The organism is Microvirga aerophila (assembly GCF_003332305.1).
GTDB classification, from domain to species: domain Bacteria; phylum Pseudomonadota; class Alphaproteobacteria; order Rhizobiales; family Beijerinckiaceae; genus Microvirga; species Microvirga aerophila.
Map to the genome: position 1 here is coordinate 1 of NZ_QOIO01000086.1, position 13,098 is coordinate 13,098.

The window sequence follows — 13,098 nt, forward strand, 5'->3', positions numbered from 1 at the left end:
CCTGTCGCCAGCATGGAATCAGACATGCGCCCGGCTGAAAACCCTGAATGAGTCAGCCTTCACGCCTCTTGGTATTATTCTTTTTCAAGGTGGCACGCGAGCGCACGGAAACCATCGATCATCCTGTCAACCGTGAGATTCTTGTTCACGAACCTCCTGATTGAGGTCTGAAAGGCTAATTTTGGCTCCGGGTACTGTGTGAAGAATGCTGCCATGGCATCTGCCATGGAGGAGGCCTTGTACTCAGGTACAACCTGTCCGGTGATCCCGTTAACTAGGCTCATGATTTCGCTTCCATGGTATGGACCATCAGGAGATCGAGAAAAAGCAATTACAGGAAGGTCATATGCAAGTGCATGATTTATTGAGAGACCAATCCGCCCGCCCATAGCGAATGCATCGGCTGCTAGCATGTATCGCGCGATTTCGCCTTCATCGTAAATGGCGCCAGGTAGACTAACGGAATTGTTAAGCTCCGGCCCGGCAGTGTGCTCGATAGCCGAGCGCTCCGGTCCATCTCCGAGGATTGTCAGGCGCGCATCAGGGAAGTGCGTTCTAAAGAGCAGAAATGCTTGAACAAGGATCGGAAAATTTTTCTCTCTAGTCAGGCGACCGATCGACACTAATTCCGGCCACCCTCGTCTCAAATGTGGGAGGGCAGTGTCCCGGAAATGTCGGACGTGGTCGATATCAATGGTATTTTGGGCGACAAACAGAGGTTTATTTGGGAACACTTTGCGCAAATGCTTTCGCCCGTCCTCGCCGTACAGAATGCACCCATCTGCTCCCGCATATGCAGCAAAATACGGAGCCTGCGAAATTAGCCCTCTTATTCCGTCGCGGGACCGCTCCGGATGGTAGCCAATGGTCCAAAAGAAAACCCTTGGGCCGGATCTAGACCATCGCCGGACCAGAAGCTCCCAAGTCGAGGACATACCCAATGCGCCTTCAGCGACAATGGCGCTTGGGCGAAACGTATCAATGATTTCTTTGATGGGTACGTCAACCTGTGTTGATCTCTCACCTCGCTGTCGGAACTCGAACCCATGCAGGAATGGCTCGTTCGCCTCCAGACGCATCTGCATACTGACAATGTTGCTGCCATAGGCAACCGGCCAGCCGAGTTCCGCATAAATGCGGCGGAAAACTGGCAAGCGGTAGGATGGAACAACTCGCTGGAGTATCAAAACATTTGGCATGATGTACAGAAGTTCAAGTACCTCATTCGTCGGGCGTGCGGGTCGCAACGCAGCTCATCGTGGTGAGGGCCGCTTATGCCCGACCATCTTCGTAGTGAGTATCCAAGCATAGGCGAGGTTCGTGCCCAAATAGCGGCGCCACATCCGCCTTGGCTCCTGCGCAAGGCGGTACAGCCATTCAAGCCCTGTCATCTGCATCCAAGCCGGGGCGCGCCTCACAAGTCCGGCGATAACATCAATCGATCCACCAACGCCCATAACGACGGGCACATCAAACATTTCTCGCCAGCGCCTTACGAATCGTTCTTTTTTGGGACTAGAAATCGCGACAAAGAGTAGGTCTGGACGAGCGGAACGGATTGCCTCAACAATCGTGTCCTCTTCTGACTCTCCAAAGTAGCCGTGGTGATATCCTGCAATCTCGATTCCTGGGTATCGTTGTTTAATCTTCATCATAGCAGTGGTGAGGACATCTTGGCGTGCGCCTAGAAAATAAGGTCGCCAGCCCTCACGCGTACATCGATCAAGGATTGCCTGCATTAGATCGATTCCGCTCACGCGCTCCGGAATATGGATGCCGAACAACCTACAGCCAAAGACAACTCCCATGCCGTCGACATTGACAATATCGCTTTCCATAACATCCGACCTTAGAACTGGATTTTGACGCATCGAAACAAGCTTCGCGACGTTGACCACGACATGCTGAATCTGGGTCTGTTCGCGGATTGCCAGTTCGACGATCTCGAGAGTTTCAGACATGGAGAGAGCATCAAGCGAGCAGTCGAGAAAGTTGACTCGTGCACGTTGAGCGTACTTTATCAAATCATCTCTGGTCATGACCAAACCCCCTACTCGCGAGAAGCCGGAGACCGAGTGTGTGCATCATCCAAACCTGCGTCCAACGAGGGTAGATGATATGAGACATGACACGCCCCTTCCGTTGATAGGCAAATGCGCGCTTGCTTGGAAGCCACAGGTTTCTTATGGCGGAGCAGAGTACAGTATCAGCTATATCGGCCCAGCCGGATGTTGGGCGCAGCCTATCGAGCGTAATAACCATCTGAGCAAAATTGTTGGCGTCAAGTGGCCCGCGCCCGTTGCTGTAGTAGGGAGTTGTGCCATCGGATAGCAGGAACTTTTCAAGATAATATTCCAGCCCTCGATTTATTGGCGTGTTTAAGTCGGTCCTACCAAGAAGGGAGCGGCAAAGGTCGAGCGCCTCAAGTACGTAGCCTGTGTGAAAGCCGTCGGTAAATCGGTGGTGGAGAGCCTCACCATAGTACCATCCCCCGTCTTCCCTCTGGGAGAGAACTGAACGGTCGATTGCTGCATCCGCTAAGTCACGCCACGCCAGCGGTCCGCCGGACCAGCATCCGAGCGCGAGCACGAACGCTCCCCACAGGTTGGCGTTGTGTACCATCGTATCTGCCCCAGGTACGTATCCAATGTATCGGCCTCGCACAGCCGATTGCCTGGCCAATGTGCTGGCTACGAACGCCGCTGCACCATCAACAATAGCGTTTAGATCGTCGTCGACCATACTGGCGCATTCAACAAGGGCGCGCACAGCGTAAGCAGTTGCGATTACGTTGGGGGTTCCAAGTGGAACATAGAATGCCTTGGCCTGCCATGCGAACGGATAACCCCACGCTCCCTGACCCCAGACGGTTGGGCTACACCGCGCGAGAAGCAAGTGCCTGACTAAGTTTCGGCATTTATCTGACTCTCCAGCTCGAAGATAGGTTCTTGCCCCTAGTGCCATTGAGACCGGGTTGGCAGTCGGTGTCACCCGCGCCAGCGTACGTAGATTAAGAGGGGAGCGTTTGAACAATTGGCTCCAGGCAAGGCGCGCAAGGCGGCTCTTTATCAATGGCGTCGAAGCAAACAGCTTGCTGTTTAGAGCATCGTAGGGATCCCATCCGCTGAAACCACTCGCGTCGAGCCGGGCCTCAACCTGCTCGAAGATGTCTTCGAGGAAGATCCTATTCACCTGCGCCTGCCCAATTCGATATTCTACAGTAAATGATGTAAAGTGCAGCCAAGTCTCGCACTCCACCGGGAAAACGTGCGCTACTGATCCTGTTATAAGCGAGAATGCTAAGAGCAACCAACCGCAAAGAGCAAGTGCTATGAAACAACTCGGACAAAGTTACAGGAGCGGAAAAATTACTCTAGAAGATGTAGGGTATCCGGCTCTGCGTGCGGGTGGTGTTATTATTCGCACCGCCTTTAGCGTAGTCTCAGTTGGAACGGAAGGGACCAAAGTGCGTGAAGCACGTATGAACCTTCTCGATAAGGCGCAAGCCCGTCCCGACCAAGTCAGACAAGTCGTCGACACAATGCGTCAGCAAGGGTTGCGGGCAGCCTACCAGAAAGTCATGAACAGGCTCGAGCAACTCACTCCTTTGGGCTACTCACTATCGGGGTATATTGTAGAGATTAATGCCGGAGAGACTGAGTTCTCTGTTGGCCAAAGAGTTGCAGCAGCTGGGGCCAATCTAGCGAATCATGCTGAGTACAATTTTGTGCCGCGTAACCTTGTGGTTCCCGTACCAAATGACGTAGCGCTTGAGCAGGCTGCCTTCACCACCATTGGTGCTGTGGCACTCCATGCTTACCGCCAGTCTGGATGCTTCTTAGGCGAAGTCGCAGTCGTGATAGGTCTCGGCCTCGTGGGCCAGATCTTAACCCGAATTCTGGTCGCCGCTGGAGTGCATGTCATCGGAGTTGATCTCTCTGCAGAACGAAGCAGTCTGGCCAAGGCCGCACATGTTACCGCCGCAGGAATGCCAGATGAGTCGTCCTGGCGTAATGCGCTCAATCGGCTGACTGGAGGACGGGGCGCAGATGTTGTGCTGCTTACAGCCGGCTCAAACGATAACGCGCCTCTTGATTTGGCTGCCACCGCAGTGCGTGATCGCGGGAGAATTGTTATCGTCGGCAAGACCAAACTTGACCTCGATTATAACGTTTTTTTTAAGAAGGAGATCGATGTCAGGTTCTCTCGATCGTATGGACCAGGACGCTACGACGCAATCTACGAGGACGAGGGCCGCGATTATCCCTATCCATATGTGCGGTGGACACAGAGACGAAATCTGGAGGCATTCCTTCAGCTAGTCTCATCGAAGCAAATTGACTTGAAACCGCTCGTGAATGTCGTGCGATCGTTCGAGGATGCAACTGAGGTTTACGATCGCATGCATGAGGGTACATTGCCAGGGATCGGGATCCTCTTTGACTACAATGTCAATGGGCGGGGAGATCGCCTGCCCGGGAGGGAAGTGGCGCGTGAAACCCCAACCAGTCAGAGGACTCAGGTGGTATCAATAGGCGTCATCGGGGCTGGGAACTACGCTTCAAGTATGCTGCTTCCGTATCTTACGCGCGATCAGCGCATCTCGATCGCCCGTTTGGTGACGAACACTGGTCTAACAGCCGCGAGTGCAGCCAAACGATTTGGTGTCTTAGTTCACGGCACGGATCAGCGCACTATCATGAGTGACCCAACAATTCACGCTGTCGTCATTGCAACTCGACACAGGTCCCACGCCGCGCTTGCAGCGGAGGCTCTACGCGCAGGGAAGGCGGTTTTCGTAGAGAAGCCACTCGCCGTAGATGCCGAAGGCTTGGAGCTTATAGAATCCACCGCACGCCAAACCGGTAATACGAGACTTCAAGTAGGATTCAATCGACGTTTTTCGCCCATCATCACTGATATTGCCAAGCTGTTCCGCGGTAGCGGACCTCTCCAGCTGATATATCGTATTCACGCGGGAGCTCTTGATCCAACGGCGTGGCAGAGAGATCCAGCAGAGGGTGGCCGTTTCATAGGTGAGGCCGGACATTTCCTAGATGTTTTTGCATTCCTGACCGGAAGCACGCCGATCCGTGTAAGTGGATCATCTCTCAACCCAGTCAACCGACACGACGATGATGCGGATAGTATCGCCTGCGTGATTACTTACGCTGACGGGAGCACCGGTACTCTGGCGTACGTGACCCAAGGTGGTTCCAGCATTGGTAAGGAGTACCTCGAAGTGCATGGCGGCCAGCAAAGCGCCATCATGTCGAATTTCACGCAACTCGAGCATTATGGCCCCGGAATGAGGCGTCCCCTGAAACGCCGGTATGGGGGCGACAAAGGGCAAGCTGAGCAGATGAGGGCATTTGCTGATGCGCTCGTGAGTGATGGCCCGCTTCCGGTCTCGTTCGATGAGATCATGCACACGACTCGTCTGACCCTATTGGCGGTGGAGGCAGCAAGAACAGGGGGCTGCATTGACTTAGATGATTAGCTTAATACCCGCTCGGGAAATCGCTGACGCGGCCAGATACGGGTAGGCTGTCAGGCTTGTGAGACGGCCAGTCCCATCGAAAAGTCTGTTCTAGGCGGGGCAGACCGTCTTCAGAATAGCCTCGTAGTCGTCCAGCACACGATGCGAGAGGTAGCGCTCGCGCAGGTAGAGCCAGACCCGTTCGACCGGGTTCAGCGCAGGTGACGCCGGCGGCAAGGGCAAGAGGGTGATGGTGCCTGGCACATGCAGGGCCCGCTCGTCATGCCAGCCGGCCTGATCGAGCACGAGCACTGCGTGCACACCGGGCGCGAGCTGACGGTCAAAGTGCTTCAGAAAGATGTCCATCGTGTCGGCATTCACCCGCGGCAGGGCCAGCGCGAAGGCCTCATCTGTGCCGGGACGCCAGGTGGACGCACCCCGCGCTCGTACCAGACCCTTGTTGTCCGGCCCTTCTGACCAAAGCGTGCCGTGTCCTAACACCAGAGCTGAAGACGGGCGTCAGGATACTATCTCGCGATGGTTTACAGCTTTGAGGGCAGCTCCTTTTTTGAACGCCGCCTGTGCGGCCGGATCCCCCTTCGGGTGCGACGGACGGGTCTTCTGACGCGGCGGGTTCAGCCGCTTGAGTAGGCACAAGAGCCCCCACTAGCTGTAGGTGACGCCATAGGCTCGTTCGACATGCTCGCACAGGTCAGCCAGGCGCTGACCCCATCACGCTCCGGCTGAGGCCTGCGCAGGATATGCGCCTTCAGGGCCGCCTGCCGGTCGGAAGTGAGTTGCTCCGGGCGACCGACCCAGGGCCGGTTGTGCCGACCGTCAGGGCCCTCAGCATTGAAGCTCAGGATGGCATCGTGCAGAGCCTGACGCTCCATGCCGGCCAGCCGCACCGCTTCGGCTCGGGTCATGCCTTCCAGGGCATTGGCGATGGCCAGCAACCGCAGGGCGGCCCGACAATCCTTCTCGCAAGCCGCCCGCGAGCGTAGAGCGGATGGCGCGTAGTCCTGACGGACCGGGAGCCCGGCCATGCTGACCTTCATCAACAGCGCCCCGCTCCCCAGTTGCGTCTGCCCCCCTTGCAGTGACAAGTAGGCTGAAGCTCGCCTGCGAGTACGCCTAAGGCCGTAAAGTCTAAGGTCTTTAGGAGAAAACAGGCTCCATTGTACTAACTGCCTATCGTCCTTCAGCTTGATCGATCTAGCGCTGGATTCAGACGCGTTCTGCTTGGATGCCACTGAGCGAGCCGCTAGCGACAACTGCCATACCGCGCCCCTTCACGCAACGCGCAGCAACATGTAACATCTAGCTGCTTCACGAAAGGCTTCTTGCCGCTTTGTGGCAACGGAGCATTCTTGAGCAGAATGCTAGCCGGCCTCTTATGTGTTCCATATCATCAGCTCGCCTCGGACTCGGGACGCAGCATGTCGCCAGGAGCAATATTCATGCGTAATGCTGTCGTCATCAAAACTCATTTCCTCAATGAATACTTAGTAGCTTACTATGAAAGGTTGAAGCAGGAGTGCTCACTTGGCTTCGAAATTTTCATCGCGCTTAACTGTGAGGATTTCTCGGCCCATGGTAATAAGTACAACGCGCTAATTGAAAGTGGAGTACTGTCATTGTGCGACAGCAATATTTTACTTCGCTTTCCATATCCTGAAAAGTGCCGCCGTGAGCATTGGAAGCTTAATCCCGGTAATACAGATTTAATCATGCTTCATTTTATATCTGAGCATCCAGATTATGATTACTACTGGGGCATCGAGTATGATGTCCATTATGAAGGAAAATGGTCTTTTCTAATGGATGCTTTCAGCAAAAGCTCTGCAGATCTGCTTACAACAACCATTTACCGCCACATGAAAACACCAGGTCGAAACTTGGCAACCCCTCGATTCATCTCGCCTTCCAATCGGGCCTATCGCAGTGAGGCCCTGATGAAATCATTTCTCCCGATTTACCGACTAAGCAAGCGTGGCGCGCAGGAAATCCACAATGCGTATTGTGATGGTTGCGGTGGACATTACGAAATTACTTGGCCAACCATCCTTTACAATTCCGGGTTCATACTTGAAGACATTGGCGGCAACGGTCCTTGGGTGCAGCCTGAAAATCTTAATCGTTTTTATTTTAATACGCCCAGAACACCTTCCTTGTCTCCGGGGACTTTCGTATTTCGCTGGGCCTTCAAGGCTGTGCCACATCAGGCAAACATACTTTGGCATCCGGTCAAACCTTCCGGTGCCTTTCGATGGTATTCAGAGGCTGACAAGAGTTTCGCAAGGTGGGTGACAGTTAGCGCCAAACGGGTCATCGCCTGGTTTGTAATCAGGGCTTGGCTTCTAACGCGGTGGCGTGCTCTGAAGGATTGATTGCTTCGGAGGGGCGTAGCTGCCAAGATACGGCCTTGCTTGACAATGCGATCCGCTACCGCGCCGTGTACCCGCGTAATTGTGCTGAACTGTCACTGAATTGCTGTTCAGAGGGGGGTGATGCTACAGCCGGATTTGTGCTTGTCACTGACAAAGAGGTGTCGAGCAGTGTCGCATTCAAGCGAAATCCGCGACTAAGATGATTTCGTAATGCGGACTGCTCTAGGCTTTGGCATCAGCGAACCGCCTTTAAATTGAAGCCTGCCTGAGGAAACTGCGGGCGCCGCTGGAACGCAAAAGCGGCTGGCACCCAGCTGACGCTCCAGACGCTACGCTCGATTGCGGGCAGGACTTCCTCGCCCGCATGGACTGGTGTGCCGATGCGCTGCACGAGGGTTTGCTTGCCCGACGCGTTCAGCACCTAGGTAATGCGGATGCAACGCTGATGCAGGACGAGACCTGATTTTCCGAAGAGCGGCAAGTCGGTGCGCGTCAAACAGCATTATTCCGGCACCGCAGGACGCGCTGAAAAACTTCTAGAGTATCCGTCTTGATCAAGCAGGTTGTGGTGTCCAGTGCCGCTGATCTCGCAAGAGTGCATTAGCCAGGATGATGAGCTTTCTCATAATCGCAGTCAGGGCAACCTCGGCGGGTTTTTTCGCCGCGACCAAGGCTTGGTACTTGGCTTTCAGATCCGGATTGAAGCGGGCTGCCACCAGGGCCGGCATGTACAGCGCCTGACGCAGGTTTGCGCGACCACCTCGGATCATGCGGCGGCTGCGTGAGGTCCCGCTGTCATGCGCGACTGGGGCCACGCCGGCGAGACTTGCCACTTGGCCCTGATCGAGGCTGCCAAGTTCAGGCATACCGACGAGCAGGCTCAAGGCGGTGGCTTGGGCGATGCCCGGAACGCTCATGAGGATGGCCAGTCGCGGGGCGAGATCCGCATCCCCCTTACACAGGTTGAGGAGGTGGGCCTCAATGGCAGCAAGTTGGTGAGCGATCTGGCGCAGCCGCTGTGCGAGTTGGCGCCGCAACAGGGGAGAACGCACGATTTTCTGCCGATTGAGGGCAGCGGTGCGGTCCTTGATCAGCGCCTGCCGGGCGACCAACAGCTCCTTCATCGCGTCCAGGGTTGGAGTGGGCACAGGCCGGGTGGGCGGTTCGAGCAGCGCCCCAAAGCGCGCCAGCAGGGCTGCATCGAGCCGATCAGTTTTGGCGAGCTGACCTAAGGCTTCAGCGAAGCGGCGGGCGTGGCGGGGATTAATCTTCGCCAGCGGCAGGCCGGTGGTCGCAAGACTCCGCTCCAAGGCCCGGTGATAAGCGCCGGTTGGCGCGAACACCACGCGCTGGATGGTCCGCTCCACCACCCACCTGCACGCGAGCTCCTGAAAGCCGCTCGGGCGCGTTGGCGGCTCTGCGTCTGCCCGCGTCCAGACACCCCGGTCCACCAGTGTTGCGGGATGGACAGCTTCCATCCAAGCGCTCTGCGCAACCAGTCCTTCAGCCCTCGATAAGCCGTGTCGGCCCACATCAAGTCAATGGCCGGAAACAGATGCTGCAGCCCCTCCAGCAGGAGTTCGGCTCCGGCGCGATCGTGGATGTCGGCTGGATGCACGCTGTTCTTCAGCAGATTGCCTTGCGTATCAACCAGCAGATGGCGCTTGCGGCCCTTGATCTTCTTGCCGCCATCATAGCCACGCGGTCCGCCCATCTCGGCGGTCTTGACCGATTGGCTGTCGATGATCGCTGCTGTCGGCTGCGGAGTGCGGCCGATCTTACAGCGGTAACTCTCACGCAGAACCTGGGTCACGTGCTCCCAGGTGCCATCCTCGCGCCACTGAGCATAGTGGTAGAAGACAGCACCGCGCGGCGGATACTCATGCGGCAGCCGCCGCCACTGCGCTCCCGTGCGCAGCAGATAAAAGATGGCATCGACGATGCGCCGCAACGGATAGGTCTGCCGCCGTGCCGTTGGATGGCTGCGGGGGACGAGGGGCGCGAGCAGCGCCCATTCGGCATCGGTGAGATCCCTGGCGTAGGAACAGGCATCCATGGCGGGGCTCCCGGATCGTCACACAGCCCACATCCGCCGCAGCAGCCAGCTCCAAATTCATGTTGAATCAAACACTTAGATCAAGCAATAAAATTGCTCACCAGCCTCTTACACACAGCAAGACGCGCTCGTGGCACGGCTGGCACCAGCATGTGCCGCTGGTGATGCTCGCCTTCGCCATGATGGCGGTGGTGCGTGAGCGCGCCAACAGCTTCACCTCACCCAAAAAAGAAACGACAAGGCCCGGCTGCAGCGCTGGTGCGATGGTCTCTCCAGGAAATCTGCCGCGTCGCCACATGCCTTCATCAGCGCCGGATCGAGCCTGCCTTCGTGACCGCATGGTCCAGTTGGCGACGAGCGCTTCAGGCCATGGCGCAAGCCACACATCGCAAACGAAAGGTGCAACTGTAGTGTTAAATTGACTCCGCTCTCGGTGCTGTTTGGCTGATGATCCGCGCCCGGCCCTACTCACCAGCGCTGCTAGAACGCGGCGTAGGACGGCATAGAAGCCGATGCAGGGTGATCTCGGGCGGACAGTTCAGGCGGGCATCCACGATGCAGGTGCCAGCACCGGCGGAGGTGTAACCGATCATGCTGCGGTATTGCCATGGCCCTCGTGCTAAGCGGCGTGGGCTCGCGGCCTCAGTCCGAATGGGTATGCCGCCTGGCAAACAGATCTGGCCGCCATGAGTGTGACCGCACAACATTAGATCGAATGCGGCACACGCCGCATGGTGATAAGTCTCCGGAGTGTGCGAAAGAAGGATCGACACGGCTCCAGGTGGAATATCGTTTGCCGCGCGATGGAGATTATCCATGTGGTAGAAGCCGGCGTCATCGATGCCAGCTAGGTAAATGAAGTCGTTGCCTCGCGAAACCATTGTCGACTCGTTCAACAACAGTCTATACCCCAGAGACTCCATCACGGGCACCATACGGATTGTGTCGTGGTTGCCCAGAATCGCATAGGACGGGCTTTTGAAGAATGGCTGCAGGCGCTTTAGGCCATCAAGCGCCACCTCGTACTGTCCAAATGTAAGGGCGCGGTAATCGCCCGTCAGCACACAAAGGTCGTAGCACAGTGGCTCGAGACGCTGGACGAGAGTGTCAAGGAACTGGTCATTCATGCCAAAATGGAGATCCGAGAGGTGAAGGAGCAAGAATCCTTCGAACACATCCGGCAAGTGAGGAATGTGTACCGTGTGGTGACGAACCTCGATGGCAAGAGCATTACGCCGAGCCCTTTCCTGCAAGCCCAGGAGCCGTAAGCATCCGCGAATCAGAGGCGGGCTGGAAAGCAAACCTTCGCGACTGAAGAACTGGCGGCGCTGGCGCAATGCCAAGGCCTCATGGCTCGCTTCCAGATCCAGGCGTTGCCTAATGTATGAGTTTCCGAGACGCGGCTCCAGCACTGCCAGACCGTCTCTCTCCTGAGAAGTGAGATCAGAGTGCTTCTCCAGATAGGACATGAGATATTCCATTATTGGGGCATCATGCACATCAATCACATCGTGGTACAACGCAGGGCGGAGCAGCTCATGATTACACTCTTACGGGTCTAGTCAATGCGAACGTAAAGCCTGCACCTTCTACCTGAAGCTGCAATGAAAATAGGTTAGCTCCTTGACAGCCAGAACTCGAACAGACAGCGCTCATGAAAACCGTCGTTGGGCCGCAACAGCGCGCACTACAGCGGCTTTTCTGTCCCAGCGGCGACCGCCAGCGCGTCCTTGAAGATCTCGTCCTCTAGAATTTTTCTTCCGAGCTGGCGCTGCAGCTCGCGGACATAGTTCTGGAGGGCCCGATACTCGGAGGCGGCGACCAGCTTGCGCCAGTGGGACAGCCGGTTGAAGTAACGCCAGCTCTGTGGGCCACTAGGGCGTGTCATCGCTTGATCCAATCGAGTGTAGCGGCGAGGCAGAGAATGCCCATGAACGATGAGGCAGTCTTTTCGTAGCGGGTTGCAACGGCTCGCCACTCCTTCAATCGGGCCCAGAGCCGCTCGACGACATTGCGGTTGTTGTAGATCCAATCGGGACATGCCACCGGCGCCTCATGGCGCTGCGGCGGAATAGCAGGCGTGCGCCGATGCTCCAGATGTGTTCACGAAAGGCATGGCTGGTGTAGCCGCGATCTCCGACCACCCACGTTGGCACACCCGGCAGTTGCTCCAGCAGCGGGATGGCATGGGGCAGTTCACGCGCCTGCCCAGGGGCGATACGGAAGGCGATGGCGTGGCCAGAGGCGTCGGCGATCACGCAAGCCTTGGTGCCATAGCCGCCACGAGAGCGGCCAAGTGCTTCACGATCATCTCGCTCAGCTTGAGATCCCCCTTTCGACGAGCCCCGGCGGCCTTCTGGTGCGCCCGCACGCTGGTGCCATCGAGAAACACCATCCCAAGCTTGATCCCACGCTCCTGCACCAGGATCAGCAAGCGCTCCCAGACGCCAGCGCGTGCCTAGCGGATGAAGATCTGGGCCGCCCGCCACCAGGGTCCCAGCTCCTCAGGGACAGCCCGCCATTTGGCTCCGTTCTGATGCCGCCACAGGATGGCAGAAAGAGTGCGCCGCAGGTCCTGTGGCGGGGTCTTGCCTTTCGGCCGGCACGCTTCAATCAAGGGCTCCAGAAGAGCCCATTGTCCGTCGCTGAGCATTGCTCCTCCTCATCCCGGAGGAGCAAAACGCAAGTCGATCCAATCAGTTCAAGCGACAACACACCCTAGATGTTCAGTCCCGGCATTTGATGGACCGGGTCAAATTTGAAACGTTTGGGCTCCTTGAGCCAGGTTTTGCAGATGAACTCGTAGGGTGTGAGGCCCTTTAGCGTCTTGAGCCTTCGAGCGAAGTTGTAGGCGCTCACGAAGTCGGCCAGATGCTGCCGAAGTTGGTCATGGCTGTCGTAGTAGTAGCGCCGGACAGTCGCGTCCTTGATCGTGCGGTTCATGCGCTCGACCTGACCATTATCGGGCATGATGCTTGCGGTGCCTTATGCGTCCATCTGCTTTCTTCCGGAAGCGGTGCTATGGTGAGCCCATCTGGGACGCGGGGCACCGGGAGCACGAAGGTGCGGGCAGGCCGCCGATAGACCTTGGGCTGAGAGCCCGAACTCGTTACATGGCCGCCCCCTTGCGACTTGCCCGGATGCGCTGCGAGCGCGGATCAGTAGGTGTCGTG

Annotated in this window: 12 protein-coding genes and 4 pseudogenes; 3 read left to right on the forward strand and 13 right to left on the reverse strand. The window is 56.8% G+C overall.

The window, feature by feature from the left end; all coding sequences use genetic code 11:
• Positions 1-74 precede the first annotated feature (74 nt).
• The 3 genes from DRB19_RS26800 to DRB19_RS26810 are packed head-to-tail and all read right to left on the reverse strand — an operon-like array spanning position 75 to position 2,742.
• Positions 75-1,247 (reverse strand): glycosyltransferase, encoded by a 1,173-nt coding sequence (locus DRB19_RS26800; RefSeq protein WP_147022902.1) that lies wholly within the window; start codon positions 1,245-1,247, stop codon positions 75-77.
• 6 nt (positions 1,248-1,253) lie between these two features.
• Positions 1,254-2,039 carry a WecB/TagA/CpsF family glycosyltransferase gene (locus tag DRB19_RS26805; RefSeq protein ID WP_114189058.1) on the reverse strand — a complete coding sequence of 262 codons (786 nt, stop codon included), beginning with the start codon at positions 2,037-2,039 and terminating at the stop codon, positions 1,254-1,256.
• Positions 2,026-2,742, reverse strand: coding sequence for a hypothetical protein (locus DRB19_RS26810; RefSeq protein ID WP_114189059.1), 717 nt, complete (start codon positions 2,740-2,742; stop codon positions 2,026-2,028). Before DRB19_RS26810 ends, DRB19_RS26805 begins: the two co-directional genes overlap by 14 nt.
• A 589-nt stretch (positions 2,743-3,331) precedes the next feature.
• Here DRB19_RS26810 and DRB19_RS26815 point away from each other — a divergent pair.
• Complete coding sequence (locus DRB19_RS26815) at positions 3,332-5,500, forward strand: bi-domain-containing oxidoreductase (RefSeq protein WP_162815899.1); 2,169 nt, start codon at positions 3,332-3,334, stop codon at positions 5,498-5,500.
• A gap of 90 nt (positions 5,501-5,590) precedes the next feature.
• Here DRB19_RS26815 and DRB19_RS26820 read toward each other — a convergent pair whose 3' ends face one another.
• From DRB19_RS26820 to DRB19_RS30365, 3 genes are read right to left on the reverse strand one after another with little or no spacing between them, the layout of a single operon-like run.
• A complete protein-coding gene (locus tag DRB19_RS26820) occupies positions 5,591-5,980 on the reverse strand; it encodes a transposase (protein ID WP_162815900.1) in 390 nt (129 codons plus the stop codon).
• Between the two features lie 18 nt (positions 5,981-5,998).
• On the reverse strand, positions 5,999-6,136 hold the full coding sequence (locus DRB19_RS31995; protein ID WP_114189062.1) for a winged helix-turn-helix domain-containing protein: 138 nt from the start codon (positions 6,134-6,136) through the stop codon (positions 5,999-6,001).
• Positions 6,115-6,525, reverse strand: a complete 411-nt coding sequence (locus DRB19_RS30365) for a COG3415 family protein (RefSeq protein ID WP_147022903.1) — start codon at positions 6,523-6,525, stop codon at positions 6,115-6,117. Before DRB19_RS30365 ends, DRB19_RS31995 begins: the two co-directional genes overlap by 22 nt.
• Positions 6,526-6,939: 414 nt before the next feature.
• Between DRB19_RS30365 and DRB19_RS30370 the strand changes: the two genes are divergently transcribed.
• Positions 6,940-7,869 carry a DUF3405 domain-containing protein gene (locus tag DRB19_RS30370; protein WP_147022904.1) on the forward strand — a complete coding sequence of 310 codons (930 nt, stop codon included), beginning with the start codon at positions 6,940-6,942 and terminating at the stop codon, positions 7,867-7,869.
• A 235-nt stretch (positions 7,870-8,104) separates the two neighbouring features.
• Here DRB19_RS30370 and DRB19_RS26835 read toward each other — a convergent pair whose 3' ends face one another.
• From DRB19_RS26835 to DRB19_RS26845, 3 genes are all read right to left on the reverse strand, one after another.
• Positions 8,105-8,290: a hypothetical protein gene (locus tag DRB19_RS26835; RefSeq protein WP_114189064.1), complete on the reverse strand. Its 186-nt coding sequence runs from the start codon at positions 8,288-8,290 to the stop codon at positions 8,105-8,107.
• Positions 8,291-8,423: 133 nt separating this feature from the next.
• Positions 8,424-9,215: a transposase gene (locus DRB19_RS26840; protein WP_245439848.1), complete on the reverse strand. Its 792-nt coding sequence runs from the start codon at positions 9,213-9,215 to the stop codon at positions 8,424-8,426.
• Positions 9,098-9,925, reverse strand: coding sequence for an IS5 family transposase (locus DRB19_RS26845; protein WP_245439849.1), 828 nt, complete (start codon positions 9,923-9,925; stop codon positions 9,098-9,100). Before DRB19_RS26845 ends, DRB19_RS26840 begins: the two co-directional genes overlap by 118 nt.
• Positions 9,926-10,032: 107 nt before the next feature.
• On the opposite strand from DRB19_RS26845, the pseudogene DRB19_RS31390 reads away from it, so the two are divergent.
• Positions 10,033-10,259 (forward strand): annotated as a pseudogene (locus DRB19_RS31390) (hypothetical protein); the annotation flags it as partial.
• Positions 10,260-10,389: 130 nt separating this feature from the next.
• Here DRB19_RS31390 and DRB19_RS26855 read toward each other — a convergent pair.
• The 4 genes and pseudogenes from DRB19_RS26855 to DRB19_RS26870 all read right to left on the reverse strand — a co-directional run.
• Positions 10,390-11,394, reverse strand: coding sequence for a metallophosphoesterase (locus DRB19_RS26855; RefSeq protein ID WP_114189068.1), 1,005 nt, complete (start codon positions 11,392-11,394; stop codon positions 10,390-10,392).
• Between the two features lie 189 nt (positions 11,395-11,583).
• Positions 11,584-11,711 (reverse strand): annotated as a pseudogene (locus tag DRB19_RS32000) (IS3 family transposase); the annotation flags it as partial.
• 98 nt (positions 11,712-11,809) lie between these two features.
• Positions 11,810-12,578: pseudogene (locus DRB19_RS26865) on the reverse strand (IS5 family transposase).
• A gap of 65 nt (positions 12,579-12,643) precedes the next feature.
• Positions 12,644-12,886: pseudogene (locus DRB19_RS26870) on the reverse strand (integrase core domain-containing protein); the annotation flags it as partial.
• Positions 12,887-13,098: the final 212 nt, after the last annotated feature.

Excerpts from the sequence above, each read along its gene's own strand:
- DRB19_RS26805 (WP_114189058.1), bottom strand. The coding sequence starts at position 2,039 with ATGACCAGAGATGATTTGATAAAGTACGCTCAACGTGCACGAGTCAAC.
- DRB19_RS26810 (WP_114189059.1), bottom strand. The coding sequence starts at position 2,742 with ATGGTCGACGACGATCTAAACGCTATTGTTGATGGTGCAGCGGCGTTC.
- DRB19_RS26815 (WP_162815899.1), top strand. The coding sequence starts at position 3,332 with ATGAAACAACTCGGACAAAGTTACAGGAGCGGAAAAATTACTCTAGAA.
- DRB19_RS30365 (WP_147022903.1), bottom strand. The coding sequence starts at position 6,525 with ATGGCCGGGCTCCCGGTCCGTCAGGACTACGCGCCATCCGCTCTACGC.
- DRB19_RS30370 (WP_147022904.1), top strand. The coding sequence starts at position 6,940 with ATGCGTAATGCTGTCGTCATCAAAACTCATTTCCTCAATGAATACTTA.
- DRB19_RS26845 (WP_245439849.1), bottom strand. The coding sequence starts at position 9,925 with ATGGATGCCTGTTCCTACGCCAGGGATCTCACCGATGCCGAATGGGCG.
- DRB19_RS26855 (WP_114189068.1), bottom strand. The coding sequence starts at position 11,394 with ATGTCCTATCTGGAGAAGCACTCTGATCTCACTTCTCAGGAGAGAGAC.